18 protein-coding genes and 1 other annotated feature are annotated in these 16,704 nt (G+C 39.3%); of the genes, 13 read left to right on the forward strand and 5 right to left on the reverse strand.

Features of this window, described 5'->3' with window-relative positions; all coding sequences use genetic code 11:
- Positions 1-57 precede the first annotated feature (57 nt).
- Positions 58-252, forward strand: a complete 195-nt coding sequence (locus ABVF21_RS19150; protein ID WP_303532973.1) for a hypothetical protein — start codon at positions 58-60, stop codon at positions 250-252.
- Positions 253-296: 44 nt separating this feature from the next.
- Positions 297-510: a binding site (T-box leader), on the forward strand.
- Positions 511-564: 54 nt separating this feature from the next.
- Positions 565-2,250: an arginine--tRNA ligase gene (argS, locus tag ABVF21_RS19155; RefSeq protein ID WP_371018784.1), complete on the forward strand. Its 1,686-nt coding sequence runs from the start codon at positions 565-567 to the stop codon at positions 2,248-2,250.
- Positions 2,251-2,280: 30 nt separating this feature from the next.
- On the opposite strand, the gene ABVF21_RS19160 is transcribed toward argS, so the two are convergent.
- Positions 2,281-3,012 (reverse strand): TraR/DksA C4-type zinc finger protein, encoded by a 732-nt coding sequence (locus tag ABVF21_RS19160; protein WP_371018785.1) that lies wholly within the window; start codon positions 3,010-3,012, stop codon positions 2,281-2,283.
- Between the two features lie 150 nt (positions 3,013-3,162).
- Here ABVF21_RS19160 and ABVF21_RS19165 point away from each other — a divergent pair, with 150 nt between their 5' ends.
- The gene (locus ABVF21_RS19165) at positions 3,163-3,639 is read left to right on the forward strand and encodes a hypothetical protein (protein WP_303532967.1); all 477 of its coding nucleotides are present in this window, start codon (positions 3,163-3,165) and stop codon (positions 3,637-3,639) included.
- Positions 3,640-4,416: 777 nt separating this feature from the next.
- Here the strand turns inward: ABVF21_RS19165 and ctaG are convergent.
- Positions 4,417-5,322, reverse strand: coding sequence for a cytochrome c oxidase assembly factor CtaG (gene ctaG, locus ABVF21_RS19170; RefSeq protein ID WP_303532965.1), 906 nt, complete (start codon positions 5,320-5,322; stop codon positions 4,417-4,419).
- A 289-nt stretch (positions 5,323-5,611) separates the two neighbouring features.
- Here ctaG and ABVF21_RS19175 point away from each other — a divergent pair, with 289 nt between their 5' ends.
- The 10 genes from ABVF21_RS19175 (at position 5,612) to ABVF21_RS19220 (ending at position 13,644) form a co-directional block, all read left to right on the forward strand.
- Entirely contained in the window at positions 5,612-5,938 is a 327-nt protein-coding gene (locus ABVF21_RS19175; RefSeq protein WP_303532963.1) for an ArsR/SmtB family transcription factor, read from the forward strand.
- A gap of 114 nt (positions 5,939-6,052) precedes the next feature.
- Entirely contained in the window at positions 6,053-6,175 is a 123-nt protein-coding gene (locus ABVF21_RS19180; protein WP_255622948.1) for a hypothetical protein, read from the forward strand.
- Positions 6,176-6,201: 26 nt separating this feature from the next.
- Complete coding sequence (locus tag ABVF21_RS19185; protein WP_371018786.1) at positions 6,202-6,342, forward strand: hypothetical protein; 141 nt, start codon at positions 6,202-6,204, stop codon at positions 6,340-6,342.
- Positions 6,343-6,486: 144 nt separating this feature from the next.
- Positions 6,487-6,936 carry an NUDIX hydrolase gene (locus ABVF21_RS19190; protein ID WP_303532954.1) on the forward strand — a complete coding sequence of 150 codons (450 nt, stop codon included), beginning with the start codon at positions 6,487-6,489 and terminating at the stop codon, positions 6,934-6,936.
- 92 nt (positions 6,937-7,028) lie between these two features.
- The gene (locus ABVF21_RS19195; protein ID WP_303532952.1) at positions 7,029-7,346 is read left to right on the forward strand and encodes an ArsR/SmtB family transcription factor; all 318 of its coding nucleotides are present in this window, start codon (positions 7,029-7,031) and stop codon (positions 7,344-7,346) included.
- Positions 7,347-7,543: 197 nt separating this feature from the next.
- Complete coding sequence (locus ABVF21_RS19200; protein WP_371018787.1) at positions 7,544-8,116, forward strand: SCO family protein; 573 nt, start codon at positions 7,544-7,546, stop codon at positions 8,114-8,116.
- A 267-nt stretch (positions 8,117-8,383) separates the two neighbouring features.
- Complete coding sequence (locus ABVF21_RS19205; protein ID WP_371018788.1) at positions 8,384-9,826, forward strand: NADP-dependent isocitrate dehydrogenase; 1,443 nt, start codon at positions 8,384-8,386, stop codon at positions 9,824-9,826.
- A 130-nt stretch (positions 9,827-9,956) separates the two neighbouring features.
- Positions 9,957-11,447 carry a spore germination protein gene (locus ABVF21_RS19210; RefSeq protein WP_303532944.1) on the forward strand — a complete coding sequence of 497 codons (1,491 nt, stop codon included), beginning with the start codon at positions 9,957-9,959 and terminating at the stop codon, positions 11,445-11,447.
- 23 nt (positions 11,448-11,470) lie between these two features.
- The gene (locus ABVF21_RS19215) at positions 11,471-12,565 is read left to right on the forward strand and encodes a GerAB/ArcD/ProY family transporter (protein WP_303532941.1); all 1,095 of its coding nucleotides are present in this window, start codon (positions 11,471-11,473) and stop codon (positions 12,563-12,565) included.
- Positions 12,562-13,644 carry a Ger(x)C family spore germination protein gene (locus ABVF21_RS19220; RefSeq protein ID WP_303532939.1) on the forward strand — a complete coding sequence of 361 codons (1,083 nt, stop codon included), beginning with the start codon at positions 12,562-12,564 and terminating at the stop codon, positions 13,642-13,644. Before ABVF21_RS19215 ends, ABVF21_RS19220 begins: the two co-directional genes overlap by 4 nt.
- A 40-nt stretch (positions 13,645-13,684) precedes the next feature.
- Here the strand turns inward: ABVF21_RS19220 and ABVF21_RS19225 are convergent, their stop codons facing one another.
- The 3 genes from ABVF21_RS19225 to ABVF21_RS19235 all read right to left on the reverse strand — a co-directional run bounded on the left by ABVF21_RS19225 (position 13,685) and on the right by ABVF21_RS19235 (position 16,621).
- Positions 13,685-14,233 carry an NADPH-dependent FMN reductase gene (locus ABVF21_RS19225; RefSeq protein WP_194220170.1) on the reverse strand — a complete coding sequence of 183 codons (549 nt, stop codon included), beginning with the start codon at positions 14,231-14,233 and terminating at the stop codon, positions 13,685-13,687.
- Between the two features lie 123 nt (positions 14,234-14,356).
- Positions 14,357-15,016, reverse strand: a complete 660-nt coding sequence (locus ABVF21_RS19230; RefSeq protein WP_303532937.1) for a response regulator — start codon at positions 15,014-15,016, stop codon at positions 14,357-14,359.
- 12 nt (positions 15,017-15,028) lie between these two features.
- Entirely contained in the window at positions 15,029-16,621 is a 1,593-nt protein-coding gene (locus ABVF21_RS19235) for a GAF domain-containing sensor histidine kinase (RefSeq protein ID WP_371018789.1), read from the reverse strand.
- Between the last annotated feature and the right edge of the window lie 83 nt (positions 16,622-16,704).

Below are 16,704 nucleotides of genomic sequence, written 5' to 3' on the forward strand. Positions count from 1 at the left end.
ATTCATTGTTAAGGTGTTGTATAATACGGGTAACTTATCCGGAAGGTGGTTCTAACGATGACGATTAAAAATGTTCAAAAGGAGAAATTGGCAGTGGATCGGTGTATGAAGCATTTAGAGGTCGTGAACGTTGAACCAAAAGTAAGACAGCTGATCTCTATGTACTTGACATCGATTTATCGAGAAGGTTATCAGGAAGGTTTTGAAGATGGTAGTAAATATCCTGAATCAGCAAACAGACTTATGAAATAATCGGTTGAATTTATACGGAAATCGTCTATAATAAGAATAATATTGTATCGTCAATGCGAAAGAGAGTAGTGTTTGTATACGGATAAAGCGATCCGGGGATGGTGAGAGCTCGGAACCTTAGCAGGCATGAACCGGACTTTCAAGACACTGTTTTGAATAAAGTAGAAGCAGTCGGGCTCCCCGTTATAGAGTGAAGTTGGCTCAAATCATTTATTGAGCAATCAGAGTGGTACCGCGGAATTCATCTCCGTCTCTTTTATAGAGACGGAGATTTTTTTATAGACAAATGGATATAAAAATAGGAGGAAACGTATGAATTACAAAGAATTATTTGCACAACAACTTTATGAAGCATGTGAAAAAGAAGTGAGCTTTCTTAATATAATGCAGCGAATTGAACTCCCTAAGCATGACTCTTTAGGTGACTATGCCTTCCCATGCTTCGATCTTGCCAAAGTGAAACGAATGCCTCCTCATCAAATTGCGAAGGAACTTGTTTCTGAAATTCATGAGAAAGTCTTTGAAAAAGTAGAAGCAGTCGGACCTTATATTAATGTGTTTCTTAATAAGAAAATGGTCAGTACTGAAGTAATAAGTCGCATTCTCCGTGAAGGAAGTGAGTACGGGGCTTCTAAGGTAGGAAAGGGTGGTGCAGTGACGATTGATCTTTCCTCTCCTAATATAGCGAAGCCCTTCTCAATGGGCCATTTACGCTCAACCGTTATTGGAAATTCACTAGCGCTAATTGTTGAAAAAGTCGGCTATCGCCCCATTCGCATTAATCATCTTGGGGACTGGGGAACTCAGTTCGGAAAATTGATAACGGCCTACCGAAAGTGGGGGGAGGAGCAAAAGGTTCGTGAGCAAACGATTAAAGAACTTCTTAAGCTCTATATTACATTCCATGAAAAAGCGGAATCAGATAATGGTCTTGAAGATGAGGGGCGTAAGGCATTTAAAGAATTAGAAGAAGGTAACCCAGAAGCCGTTTCATTATGGAAATGGTTCCGTGAAGAATCTCTTAAAGAGTTTGATCGAATTTATGAGCTTATGGGGATTACCTTTGATTCAACAAATGGAGAAGCGTTCTATAATGGTAAAATGCAAAACGTTATTGATCAACTTGAAGAAAAAAATCTCTTAGTTGAATCTCGTGGAGCCATGGTAGTAGAACTTGGAGAGAGCTTACCACCATGTCTAATTAAGAAGAAAGATGGCGCCACACTTTATGCAACCCGTGATCTCGCTGCAGCCATTTATCGCTATGAAACATATGGATTTAGTAAGGCTCTTTATGTCGTAGGAAATGAACAGAGTCTACATTTCAAACAATTATTTCAGGTATTAAAGAAAATGGGCTTCGATTGGGCGGATCAAATGCACCATATTAACTTCGGGATGATGTTGAAAGATGGAAAGAAAATGTCGACAAGAAAAGGGAAAGTGATATTGCTAGAAGAAGTGTTGACGGAAGCAATCGAGCTTGCAAAAGTAAATATTGAAACCAAAAATCCTAGTTTAGAAAATAAAAACGCGATTGCTGAACAAATTGGGGTAGGGGCCGTTTTGTTTCATGACTTAAAGAATGATCGTCGAAATGATATAGAGTTCTCACTTGAAGACATGCTACGTGTTGAAGGGGAAACTGGTCCATACGTGCAATATACTCATGCGCGTGCCTGTTCCATTCTACGCAAAGGGGATTTTCATTCTAATGATCATATAAAAGGCCTCGAAGATGAAGAAGCCTGGTCAGTTGTCACAAAACTACTTAGTTTTCCAAATGTAATCGAAAGATCAGCAGCTGAATACGACCCTTCTCAAATCGCAAAGTTTGTAATTGAACTTTCACGTTCTTTTAATAAATACTATGGACAGATTCGTATCTTAGATGATCCTTCATACAAACAAGCGAGACTGCAACTAGTGTCAGCCGTATCCATTGTTTTACAAGAAGGCTTGCGATTGTTAGGACTACAGGCACCAGAAGAAATGTAATAAGACAGCCCGTTTTTCGGGCTGTCTTATTTAGATGAGGTCACTATCTTCGATTGTACCCTGACTTGCCTTCTGGTCATGATCATCTAGTAAGTCTTCATAACGTTCATGACGTTGATTTGGAATAACTCCAGATGGTTTGCCATCTAGATCGGCTGATAAAAATGATTCGATTTCCTCGACATACCCGACAGGCTCATTGGAATCAATATACATTTTGTCATAGTTCATTTCCTGAGCGTTAAAGTCTGAAGGTGTTTCAGATGTTCCATACTTCGCAGCTCGTTGCCACGAATCTTCAGCGTCAAAAAAGGTAGCATCGTTAGAGTCGTTTACATGTTCCACGTAGGAATTGCCAAGTACACCTTCTTCTGCTGGTCTTTTGTCTGATGTCTTTTGTGATGGACTATGTTCTACACATGTTGAAGCTGTTGGAAGGACAGCGAGTCTTTCTGTTGAAATATCATTTCCACAAACTTCACATATGCCGTATTTTCCATTTCCAATTCGTTCAAGGGCCTTTGTCAGTTCTGCTAATTCTGTTTTTGCATGTTCATTTAGTGATAGATCTTTCTCGCGTTCATATAATTCTGTCGCCGTATCGCCAGGGTGATTATCGTAATTGGATAGTTCACCTGTAGAATGTTGAGCAAAAGATTGAGAAACACCAAATTCATCGTTTTCATCTAATTCATCACTAAGAGTCAGGATGCGTTCTTGAATCATTTTCTTATATGAACGAAGTTGGTTCGTTGTTAACATAGTCAATTCTCCCTTCTTTTTCTTATATCCGTAGTATGGATCAAAAAGAAGGGTGCTACTTCTGAAAATAATTCCATGAGAGTTGGATGAAATACCAGTAATATGGAAAAGGTAAAAATGTAGCTGAGACAATAAGAAGCTGGTGATGGGATGAACAGAAAAGTAAATCCAATTGAAGTTCTCTTGTGGAGTATTGCCTTTCCCGGGTTTGGACAAATCATTAATAAGAATTACATAAGAGGTGCTTTTTTTATTGGGCTTGAGTTTTTGATCAATGTGAATGCAAATCTTAATATGAATATTCTCTATAGTTTTCAAGGTAAGTCCGTCCAGGCAATTTCAGTTACAAATTATGAATGGGCTATGTTTTATCCTTGTGTTTACATGTTTGCGATTTATGAAAGCTATCTAGGCGCTATCGAAAAAGCAGGGAAACTACCAGGTGATTACCTGTCTTTACCCTTTGTATGTGGCGCGTATTTTTCTACGGTGGCTGTGATTGTATCGAATTTAAGAACAGAGCCTTTTGTTATTCCACCGACCTTTGTTGCTATTATAGGTATTGTTATTGGGGTAGTAATTGGGGGCGGATTACGTCAATTGTTAAGACGGAAGAGTATGCAATAACAAAAGCCATGAAGCAAAGTGCTTCATGGCTTTTTTGAACGGGTCGTTCTGGTTTTCGGTGTCTAGCTGCAGTGGGCAGACACTCGGTCACTTCACCTTTTCATCCGAACACAAAGACCGTGTTCAAATGAAAAGGCTCCAGTGCCTGCCGTGTCTAACCGCCCACTTCCGCTTTTCGGTGTCTAGCTGCAACTCGCAGAAACTGCGATATTTCACTCTTTCACCAGAACACAAAGAGCGTGTTCTAGTTCAAGAGCTCCAATATCTCCGTTTCTAAACGCTCGTCTCCGCTTTTCGGTGTCTAGCTGCAACTCGCAGAAACTGCGATATTTCACTCTTGAACTAGAACACAAAGAGCGTGTTCTAGTTCAAGAGCTCTAATATCTCCGTTTCTAAACGCTCGTCTCCGCTTTTCGGTGTCTAGCTGCAACTCGCAGAAACTGCGATATTTCACTCTTGAACTAGAACACAAAGAGCGTGTTCTAGTTCAAGAGCTCTAATATCTCCGTTTCTAAACGCTCGTCTCCGCTTTTCGGTGTCTAGCTGCGCGGGCCAAATCCTCCGGCTGTTTCGCCCAATCGAATGAGACAAAGAGCGTCTCAATCTCATGGGCTCCAACATCCTGCGGATTTAGGCGGGCCCGCTCCGCTTTTCGGTGTCTAGCTGCAGTGGGCAGGGTCTCGATCGCTTCAGCCCATAAAATGAACACAAAGACCGTGTTCTTTTTATGGGCTTCCAGCGCTTGTCGACCCTAACCGCCCACTTCCGCTTTTCGTATTAAATCTCACTGATTCGGAATTCTGGTGATTGTAGTTCTTCGGCGTCTTTTTCTCGTTCTCTTCTTGCCCATTGGAAGAAGATGTAGCCTAGTGCGGTGCCGTATGAGAGTTCTTGAATGATTTTCATGATGATGCCGCCTAGCTGTTGGTCTTCCATTATGCCAAGTGGCTTGAATTGGTCAAATAGTTCAGGTGAAACGGTCGTGCCGGTTGGTACGCAATATCCCATTGCGTTAGCCCATACCGTTGGATCGGTATAGGTAGCGTATAGTGGAGTCGTTGCGAAAATAATGAGAGCACATGCTGGGGTAAGCAGCACACCATCAGCAAAAATGTACCCAAGTTTCTTAACACCTGATAACGTATCGTATTCTGGTATTGGACAAACAAGTGGCCACCACATAGCAAAGGCTGTCAGGATTAGAGCGGCTTTATAGAAATTTTGAGCCGTATAGTGCACCATTAAGTAATCAAAGATTTCTGGGATATGATAGAAAGAAAATAACCCGTTAAATAAAAGCAATGAAATAATAGGGAATGTGAAAAATTTAAAAATTTTACGAATCACTTTGATATTTAGAAGTGGACGTAGTAACCATGCTGGGGTACCTACTATCATGAGTGGTGGAGCGACTAAATAAACGAGCGCCATCTCAGTCATATGGATGCTGAGTAATAAATGCCCCATAAGTGATAGTGGACCGCCAAGTCCGAGATAAAATAAGAAAACCCCGATTAAGAAAAAGATCTTTTTGTAAAGAGGAATCGGTGCTGAGTCTTTAAAGCTATTTTTCCAAGGTCCTGTTAGAAGTAAGTAGAATCCAGCAATAACGATTGCAGCTACCATAATTCCAGGACTCCATAAAGCACTAAACGAAAATGTGCTCGATAATTGTTCCCACATTAGGAACACCTCCATCTATGATCATAATGCCTGACAGTAAATGTTGACCGTTTTCATCATACCATATCATCTACTTGCATCCTATCTAACAATAAGAAAGCCTTTACTTTTTCTTCTTACTCTATTGTAAAAAGGATTTACCATTAACTCAAGGCGGGTTCTACATTTTGTGTGAAGGAATCGTGACAGGTACTCTAATTTAAGTTGACAATAGTGAAAGGTCTTTCATACAATGACAACAGAATCATATATGAATGTTTGTTCATGTAATGAGGGAGAGGGGATTGTTTTGGATAATCAAGGGCAGGATGTGGCAAAAGAACAATTGGATCTAGATGAAGAAACACTTTTTATTGTTTCGCAAACTTTTAAAGCTCTGGGAGATCCAACGAGGATTCGGATATTAAACTTGTTGGCAGATCGGGAATGTGCTGTAAGTGAAATAGCGGATGCTCTGCATCTTTCTCAATCGACTGTTTCTCATCAGCTTCGTTTTTTGAAGAACTTACGCTTAGTAAAGTTTAGAAGAGCCGGCACGAGTATTTTTTATTCTCCTGATGATCAGCATGTGATGGCACTGCTTCACCAGGCGATCCATCACGCCTGCCACGATTAATCGCTCTGTATGGTAGAATTGTACGGAAACGTTCAAGAAAAATGGACGGAAATGAAGTGAAGTTTCGTTATACTATTATTTGAGTGATTGATAAAGTGAAAGGAGAATGGCTTCTTGTTATCTAAAATTAAACAGCATAAAACAGAATCCGCTGTTATTTTCCTGGCCTTTGTTCTGCCTTTTGTAACAATGATGGTCATTGGAGTATTATCCATCTATTTATCATACAGCGGGTAGTACGGAATTAGAAAGGTGGACAAAATATGGATATAGGTTCGATTCTAGTTTATATGTCAACAGGGCTATTTTTTGTAGTGTTTGGTTTATTTGGGTTTTTCTTGTATATGTTAAAGAGAAAAGAAAAAACGGTTGAACATGAGGAGATGGACAGCCATGAGAAATAAAAATATTCGCCTTCTTATTATTTTATTAGTTCTTTGTGCTGTCTGGGGTGTAGCCTTCTGGGTTTGGGCGTTTGCCACCGCATAAAAAGCCTTTTCGAGAGATCGAGAGGCTTTTTGTTTGATTTCAATTCTTTAGGAGGTACTATGGACTATATTCAACAAATAAGAGCATTAGTTGGGAGTCGGCCATTAATTCTCCCTGGTGTTGCGATATTATTATTTGATCATACGAAAAGCAGACTACTGCTACAGAAGAGAACAGATAATAAGTTATGGGGATTAACAGGTGGATTTATGGAGCCGGGAGAATCTTTTGAAGAGACGGCTGTACGTGAAACATTTGAGGAATTAGGAGTAGGTATTAAAGAGTTAACGTTTGTTTCCCTCTTTTCTGGTGAAGAGTTATATTACCGATATCCAAATGGAGATGAGGTGTATAGTGTTATTGCTGTTTATAAGGGACAATGTGAGAGTGAAGCTTTTAAATTAGATAGAAATGAAGTATCAGAAGTGAAATATTTTCCACTAAACGAGTTACCAAAAGAATTGAACCCAAATCATAAGGTAGTCTTGGAAAAGTTAGGTTATTCATAACAATAACCGTTTATTGACAGGATAAAAAGGTTCCTATATGCTGAAATCAGGTTATATGTTTAAACTCTTAAACGAATAGGAGGCTTTCTGCGATGAATCAGAAAAATGACCATCAGGAAGCGATCCAACTTTTTCGCAAAAGCACACCGATCTTCCAGGCGCTAGGTGATCCCTATAGACAGGATATCATTATGCTACTTAGTGAACACGATCCATTAAGTGTGAATGAGATTACGGAGCGATCGACTTTATCACGTCCTGCTATTTCTCATCATCTGAAAATTTTGCGTGAAGTTGGACTTGTTTCTGTTGAGCAGAAAGGCACAACGAGATTCTACTCTCTACAATTAGAGGATGGTGTTACGACGTTGAAAACGCTGCTAGCAAAAGTAGAAGAGACCTGCTATTAGTCCTTCTACTCTTTTTAAATACTTATAGTTCAAAAGTTTAAACCTTTAGACTATAGAAAGAATGATGTTTTTTTGAGAGAAACAGCTTTTTGTTCATGAAATTCTCAAAACCGATATTTACGTCGTATAGCATCTTTCCTTATTTTGAGATAAGGTAAAGAGAGCGCTTAATTTTATTTTTATTGGAGGTAACCATTATGAAGAATCGACTGTTATTAGTAACAGTAATAACTCTTCTTGTCGTACTAGCTGCATGTGGGAAAGACGTTCCTGACGATCTCGATTGGGAAGTACAAGATTTTACATATACAGACCATACAAAAAGTGAGTATGGATTAAATGATTTAGAAGGAAAAGTGTGGATAGCTGATTTTATTTTTACAAATTGTGAGACAGTATGTCCCCCAATGACAGCGAATATGTCACAGCTACAGGATAAGCTAAGTGAAGCAGATGTAGAGGTAGAGCTCGTTTCATTTTCAGTAGATCCTGAACGGGATACTCCTGAACAGCTTGTGACGTTCTCTGAAAAATTTGATGCTGATCTATCTAACTGGCACTTCTTAACTGGATACACTGAAGAAGAAATAAAAGGTTTTGCGGAAAGTAGTTTTAAAACGGCGGTAGATGCTGACCCAAGTTCAGATCAATTCATTCATGGTACTAATTTCTACCTTATTAATAAAGAAGGTATTGCCGTTAAGAAGTATTCTGGCTATTCTAACGTTCCATTTGAAGAGATCGTGGACGACGTCAAAGCGCTTCAATAATGATCAACCAGTCCTCTTCCTTTAGGGGCTGGTTTTTTTTTAGCCACGATGACAGAAACTCTGTAAAATTGACAAAAAAGCACATGATTTCTATAATAACCTTGGAAAGCGATAACAAAATGTTGGTTTATTCCATGATTCAAGTCCTGAATTGGACGATCTTGAGAAATGGATATTTCACTGTATCTGAAAGATCCGGTGTTCTCTTATTGAGCCTACCGGGTTTTTCAATGTGTATTGATAGACCAGAGAGAAGGAGAGAAAATTATGGCAGAAAAGCGCCCAATTACGGTAGCAACAGGAGACGGCATTGGTCCAGAAATTATGGAAGCAACCTTGCATATCTTAGAACAAGCTGGGGCTGAAATTGAGCCTGAATTTATTGACGTTGGAGAGAAAGTATACCTTTCTGGAAATTCAACGGGAATCCCTCAGGAAGCATGGGATTCGTTGCGTAGAACTAAGGTACTTCTCAAAGCCCCTATTACAACACCACAGGGTGGAGGATACAAGAGCTTAAATGTAACCATTCGTACCGCTATGGGTCTATATGCAAACGTTCGCCCTTGCGTTTCTTATAACCCTGTTGTAGAAAATAAGCATCCTGACATGGATCTTGTCATTGTTCGAGAAAATGAAGAAGACCTCTATTCAGGAATTGAGCATCAGCAAACACCGGACGTTGTACAAAGCTTGAAGCTTATTTCACGACCGGGCTCTGAGCGTATCATTCGTCATGCATTTGAATATGCTCGTAAAAACAATCGCAAGAAAGTAACATGTCTCGTGAAAGATAACATCATGAAATTAAGTGATGGTCTTTTCCATCAGGTTTTTAAAGAGATTGCGGCTGAATATCCTGAAATTGAATCTAATAGTTATATTGTTGACATTGGTATGGCACGCTTAGCTGATTCGCCTGAAGAATTTGATGTAATCGTTACATTGAATTTATATGGTGATATCGCTTCTGATATTGCCGCTCAAATTGCTGGAAGTGTAGGTTTGGCGGGATCAGCCAATATCGGTGATCAAATTGCGATGTTTGAAGCTATTCACGGAAGCGCTCCTGATATCGCAGGTAAAGGTATTGCGAACCCATCAGGTCTTCTGCACGGTGCGATTATGATGCTTGTTCATATTGGACAGCCTGAAGCTGCAGAGAAAATTCACAATGCATGGTTGAAAACAATCGAGGATGGTGTGCTAACAGGCGATATTGCAAAAGGGAAAAATGCTGTTGGAACGAAAGAATTCGCTCATGCTGTAGTTGAACGTCTTGGTCAATCTCCTTCAGTTCTTGAACCGGTGGTATATCGTAAAGAAGTATTGGAAGAGAAAGAAGATTCGACTCGTCCCAATTATGTTCCTGAACGCGAGCTTGATGGAACGGATGTATTCTTGTTCAACAATACGTTAACGATTGATGAAATTGCAGAAAAGCTTACGCGTGCAGCGGCGCAAAGCAATCACGAATTTGTGATGATGACCAACCGTGGCGTGAAAGTATATCCAAATGGATTCTCTGAAACATTCTTATCTGATCACTGGCGCTGTAGGTTCCAACCAGTTGAAGGTAAAAAAGAAACTCAAGGAGCCATCCGTGAGCTACTAACTCAAATTGAATTAGAAGAATTAGATTGGATTAAGATCGAGAACTTATATTCCTTTGACGGTAAGATTGCATACTCACTTGCACAAGGGCAATAAAGGAAAAAGCGTGTCATAATGACACGCTTTTTTTATTTGGTTTGATTTCATTGATGAAGTCTGGAGGTGGATAAATTGATGTGACTTGTAGAAACTACAAGGAGAACATGAGAATGTGTGGTGACTGAAAGTGCTTCGATGGTTTAAAAAAAGTCGATCTCCCGATAACCTGAAAAACTTGCCTGAGCTAATTAAAAGCTTAAAAGACTCCGATGATTTTTTGCATTTTGAAAATAAACAGGATAACAGCTCTTTCTTTTTATATTATTTTAAAACGCTTATTCATGAGAATGAATTCAACGACCACATTTTACCCTATCTCGTGAGAGAACCATTGAAGTCACTTGATGAGGTGAAGAAAAGGGTACCCGTTCCAGGCGTCATCATTACAGAAGATCTTAAGATAATTTGTGAAAAAGTAATGATGGGTTTTATTATTATTCGCTTGAATGAATCTGCCACAAAATGCGCGATGATACCTTGTCAGGTAAAAAAAGCCAGAGCGATCACACAACCTGAAGTCGAATTTACAGTTGTGGGCTCAAAGGAAGCATTTGTAGAATCTTTAGATACCAATTTACATCTGATCCGTAAGAGGTTGCCGGTTCATGAATTAAAAGCATATGAGCTGACGATTGGCAAGCTGACAAATACGAAAGTAGTCATTCTTTATCTGGACGGAATTGCGAACGAAGAAAATGTAAACACTGTTAAACAACGTCTCAAAGATCTTAAAGTGGATCAGGTTGTCGATAGTTCCGTTCTTATGCAACTGATATCTGATAGTAAAAACTCTCCGTTTCCGCAACTTATTGATACAGAAAGACCTGATCGTGCGACATCTGTGTTATGCGAAGGGAAAGTAGTCATTCTATCAGATGGATCACCCCAGGCTTTAATAGGACCAACAACCCTTGTTGAATTCTTTTCCGCATTTGAAGACTATTTTGTGAATTGGATCGTCGCCTCAAGTGCCCGCATGATCCGCATTTTTGCGATTTTATTTTCAATACTTGTGACACCGGTTTATGTAGCAACATTAACCTATCATTACGAACTGATACCGAAAGATCTACTCGGCACCCTCGTTAGCTCCAGACAACGAATACCGCTACCCCCTATTCTAGAAGCTATATTTTTGGAGTTAGCCATTGAGTTGCTAAGAGAAGCAGGCGCAAGATTGCCGACAAAAGTTGGTCAAACGATTGGTATTGTAGGCGGTATTGTTATTGGGACTGCTTCAGTTGAAGCAGGATTAACAAGCAACGTCCTATTAATTATCGTGGCACTTTCTGCCCTTGCCTCCTTTACAACTCCTGTCTATCGAATGAGCAACACTATTCGTTTAACAAGGTTTCCTTTCCTATTTTTCGCTCATCTGTGGGGGCTCCTTGGTGTAACAATTTGCTTTAGTTTTTTAATAGCTCACCTTCTCAAATTAAAATCGTTAGGTAGACCATTCCTTGAGCCAATCTACCCATTACGTGTTCAGGATTTAAAGGATGCTCTTATTAGGCTTCCGTTGAAATTTCAAAATAAGCGACCTATTCAATTACAAACAGAAGATACAGTACGTTTTAATCCAGTAACGAAGAAAGAAAAAAATGATTTCCATGAGTAAACGCAGAAAGGAGATGCTTTTATATGGCTGGACCAGAAGTGAAAGATGAGTATAAAGTATCTCCATTTCTAGTGTTTTACCTTGTTCACTCCGTTCAAGTTGGGGTAGGAGTTATGGGGTTTCAAAGAATCAGCGCAAAGTATGCAGGAAATGATGCTTGGATTTCGGTACTAGTTGCTGGCCTTAGTTTAAATGTGATTATTTTTTTGATATATAAAATCATGCTAAAGGAAAAAGGGGATCTCATTTCGTTACATCAAAATCTTTTTGGGAAATGGTTAGGAGGATTATTAAGCTGGATTGCTATTGTTTATTTCATTGCAATGAGTGTGACTATTCTACGTACATATATCGAAGTAGTTCAAGTATGGATGTTTCCAGACTTAAATAAATGGATCTTCGGTTCTGTATTTCTCCTTTTAGTCTATTATTGTTTATCGGGTGGGTTTAGGGTAGTTGCCGGTATAGCTTTCTTTGGAGTCGTATTGCCATTTTATCTTATTCTAACGATGATTTTTCCGATGTTTTATGGACACTTCCGAGACCTTTTACCGGTATTTAATCACTCTTTGTTTGAACTGTATGAGGGAGTTAAGGGTGCTTCTCTATCTTATTTAGGATTCTCAACGCTTTTTATGTACCTACCGTTTATTAAAGATCCTGAGAAATCACATCGATGGGCGCAGGGGGGACATTTATTTACGGTCTTTATATACACTACAGTTATGATTACAACGATTGCTTTCTTTAGTACAGAACAGCTTCAGAAAACCATTTGGGCGACGCTAACAACATGGAAAATTGCTGAAATGCCTTTTGTTCAGCGTTTTGAGTACATTGGTATTGCTTCGTGGGCATTAGTCATCCTTCCAAACCTTTGCATTACGATATGGGCTGGGGGAAGAGCAATTAGGAGATTATCAAACATCAGTCAACGAAACGTAACGATCCCGCTCCTTTTTATTATTTTACTGGCTAGTAGCGCTTTCGCAAGACGAGAAAGCATTGACTTACTAAATCAGTATACGAGTCAAGTGGGATTTTATTTTGTTTATCTTTATGTACCATTCTTATTTGTAGCTCAGTATATCAAAAGTAAGGTGGGAAGGTCAGAATGAGGCTGATCCTAGTATTCTTATTATGTAGTGCTGTACTGACAGGGTGTGTTGAAAGCAGTATTCTTGATGATATTCAAATGGTAACGATTATTGGTTATGACCTTCCAGATGAAGAAAATGAAGAAAAGTTAATTAAAGGGATTGCAGTAGCTCCACAATATCAAGCTAATGGGAGAGTGGATAATAGTATCTTTATTCAAACAGCTGAACTGAGTAAAGAAATTCGCAGTCAATATAATTCAGAGTCATCAAAATCATTTGTAAGTGGAAAGTTGGAGGTTGCTCTCTTTAGTAGGGAAATGGCAGAATCGGAAGGCATAATTGAATTAGTTGATACGCTCCAAAGAGACCCTTCCATTGGTTCAAGAGTATTCTTAGGCATTTCAAACAGCGACTTGGAAACATTATTAACTACCAATTATGGAAACGTGGATACAGGCACATTCATACACGACACTCTAAGTCATAATAGTAAGCACGGTATGCTTCCCGAAACGAGTTTGCACAATTTTTTGTACCATTATTACTCAGAAGGGAATGACCCGATCTTACCGCTGGTTGAACAAGACGGCGATAAGGTGAAGATTATTGGTATTGCTTTATTTAATGGAGATAAGATGGTTACTACCCTTGACTCACAAAGTTTGTTTACATTCAAAATTCTGTATGAGAAGTTTTCTAGTAATGATTCATTTACTGTCAAACTCAATGAGGAAGATCATGCAGCTATTTATAATATTGCTTCGAAAAGGAACCTAAACTTAAAGAAGGTTGGAAGGAATGAGATTAAAATACACGGTAAGGTTTTGGGTGTAATCAAGGAGTATTCTGGAAAACAGTTAACCCCTTCGGCGCTCAAAGAAATTGAGAAAACGATGGAGACTGAAATTGAAACCAGAGGAAATGAGATGATACAAGAATTCCAACGGCTAAATATTGATCCCCTTGGTCTTGGCAATGCGATTCGTAGTGTGACTCGGGGAGATTTCAATCATGATGATTGGATGGACCGCTATCCTGATATGGATATCGAATTTCATATGGATGTAAAAGTAACAGAGTCGGGAGTCATAGAATAGACCAAAAAAGCCCGATAGCTTTTCGCTACCGGGCTCCTTTTTACTGTACTTCTATTTTGTTTTCTATGGTTTGGGATAGGGAAACAAGTTCATCTATAACGATTGTGAGACGTTCTTTCGCTTTTGTTTCCACCATGTAACCTTTCTCATCAAAGCATGTGGGATCTGCGCAGAATTGATCTGGGAGGACGAGAGCATATAACCCTCTCATAACTGTTCTCATATTGTTCAATGCGTTAATACCGCCTTTTCCACCACCGCCAACAGAAGCAAGAACAGTTGGCTTATGTTTGAAATGAGAACCCCCTAAAAAATCGAGTGCGTTTTTTAAGGCTCCGCTCATGCCATTGTGGTATTCAGGTGAGCAAATAACAAATGCATCAGCTTTTGTTGCGTGGTTTATGAGGCGCTGCACCTCTGGATGATCAAGATCTTCTTTTCTACCTTTAAACAAAGGGAGGTCATGGAATCCTGCGTCGAATGTGAGCACTTCAATTCCCTTTTCGTCTAATTGATCGGTAACTGTATTTGTTAAGTTCCTCGTCATAGATTTGTCTCTTGGACTACCGTTCATCACCATTACTTTCATAGGAAAGCTCCTTTCTCATACCTCTATATTCTTTTATTACCTCAATTGTGAGTATTTCAATCTAAGTGTATTTTAAATTCTTGTATCGGACATCGGAGGGAAGAAGGAATTCAGTCTCAGCCTTTAGTTGTAGATTTCATTTTCAAACCAGTTCTGCTTTGTCGCGAAGAGAGCAGCCTGAGTACGATCGTGAAAATTTAATTTGGAAAGAATACTACTTACATGAGTTTTTACTGTTTTCTCAGTAATATATAAAGAGGCAGCAACCTCTTTATTGCTCTTCCCAAGAGTTATTTCTCTTAATACCTCTTTCTCCCTTGGTGTAAGGGTTGTGATTCTGCGTTCATCCTCGACTTGATCTTTCTTAGTCATATGAGACATCAGCTGATTTGTAGCGAGTGGATGAAGGTGGCGTTTACCGCTAAATGCTGCGCGTATTGTGTAAACTAACTCATCAGGGTCAATATCTTTTAATTGATACCCTTCAGCACCAGCGCTAATGGCTGGAAGAACATGATCCTGATCTGAAAAACTTGTTAAGATAATAATTTTGATGTGTGGTGCGTTCTTTTTCAATTGCTTAGTTGCTTCAATTCCATCCATTTCAGGCATAACTAGATCCATTAAAATAACGTCAGGACTGAGCTCATAAGCAAGCTTCACGGCTTCAACTCCATTTCCTGCTTCCCCAACAATTTCAATATCCTCCTGTGTTTGTAAGAATAAGCGAAGTCCTTTTCGAACCATAAGATGGTCATCAGCAAGAAGTAATTTAATTTTCATCATATCCTCCTCTCATATCGGCAGTATAACTTGTACTGTTGTTCCAAAGTTTCTTGTACTTGTGATGGATAAATGGCCACCTAGTATGGCCGCACGTTCTTTCATTCCTCTAAGACCAAGGGTGCAATCCCCAACAGTCGTTTGATCAAAGCCAACACCGTGATCCACAATTGTTAAGCTAGCATCGGTTTCAGAAAATGCCAGCTGAAGTGATACTTCATTTACAGCAGCATGCTTATGTATATTGTTGAGCGCTTCTTGACCAATCCGGAAGAGCGCCTCTTCTATTGGTCTAGGGAGGAGTTTAAGACCTGAAACGTCACAAACGGCTTGAAGACCTAGTCCTAGTGCATAATTTTTAAGGGACGTCATCACGCCGGCTTCAATTCCCACAGGTCGAAGCTGCCAGATTAATGTTTTCATTTCTTGCATTGCTTTCTGTGATAGCTGTTGAATATCGACTAATGCCTCATTAAGAACTAGAGGATTGTCTTGGATACTCTGTGCACCACGTGCTGTCATTGATAATGAGAACAGTTTTTGGCTAACGGAATCATGCAAGTCTCTTGCAAGTCTGTTTCGTTCTTCAGAGAGGATGAGCTCCTGTCTCTTTTCATTTACCCGTGATTGCTCAATCGCAAGAGCCGTGTGATCAGCAACAGCTTGTAAAATTTCTTCATCTATTTTTGAGAGCCTTACATCGTTGTGACTAAGAGCAAATAGAATACCTATTTGATCATTTCGAATCGTGACCGCGCGGGCATGAATTTCAGTGATTTCCGCATCAATTGGAAGATGAAACGTTTGAGGTGTAACGGGACTTTCTTTAGCCACTGCTTCTATAACTTCTTTTAGTGTATCATCAGAATAAGGCATGTTTATTACGTTTAATTTGTTTTGATCGTACAAAGAGTGGAGAAGATGCTGGTGACCGGTATTATGGAAATAACCGACGATAGGCCAGTTAAAAGATTGAGCGGTTTGCCGTACAATCCCGTTAATGATCTCTTCAGTATGTTCGCACTTCCATAATTCTCTTGTAAGTGATTCAAGTTTCGAATAGTTTTCTGCACGTTTTTGCTCATCTTGATATAATCGTACTCGTTTAATAGCTGTTCCAATTTGAAAAGCAACCGATTCAAGTAGAGTAAGTTCTTCTTCAGTAAACTTTTCTTTACCAGGAGAGCCAACATTTAAAATACCAAATGATTCCCCGGCGGCAGTTAATGGAACGGTCGCATGATGAGTTAATCCTTCTGTATCACCGGTTTTGTGATGAATGGCATCTTCAATTCGTTTACATTCAATGATGTTAACTGCTTCGTTCAGTCGTCCATCCCAAAATTTATTTAAGCACCAGCAAGTTCCTTTACACATTGGTTCCTTTTCTTTCAATGCAAGAGCTTCAGGAAGTCTTGCATCGGCTGTACAAGTAAACTGCTTCTTATAGTTTGATAAGAAAATCCATCCTGTTTTGAGTCCGGTGACGTTCAAAAGCTCTTCAAGAACAGATTGAAGCATCGTCTTCAGGTCGGTTGAACGATTTAATGTTTCGGCAATGGTTTTCAAGGTGAGTAATTCACGCTCGTATCGTTGATCATCCACAGTAGTTCCCCCAATATTTAAACAATTGACATTTTTTATTATACTATTAACAGGGTTATTATCTAAACAGTGAGATTTACAAG

This window comes from Pseudalkalibacillus sp. JSM 102089 (assembly GCF_041366475.1).
Lineage (GTDB): Bacteria > Bacillota > Bacilli > Bacillales > Guptibacillaceae > Guptibacillus > Guptibacillus hwajinpoensis_B.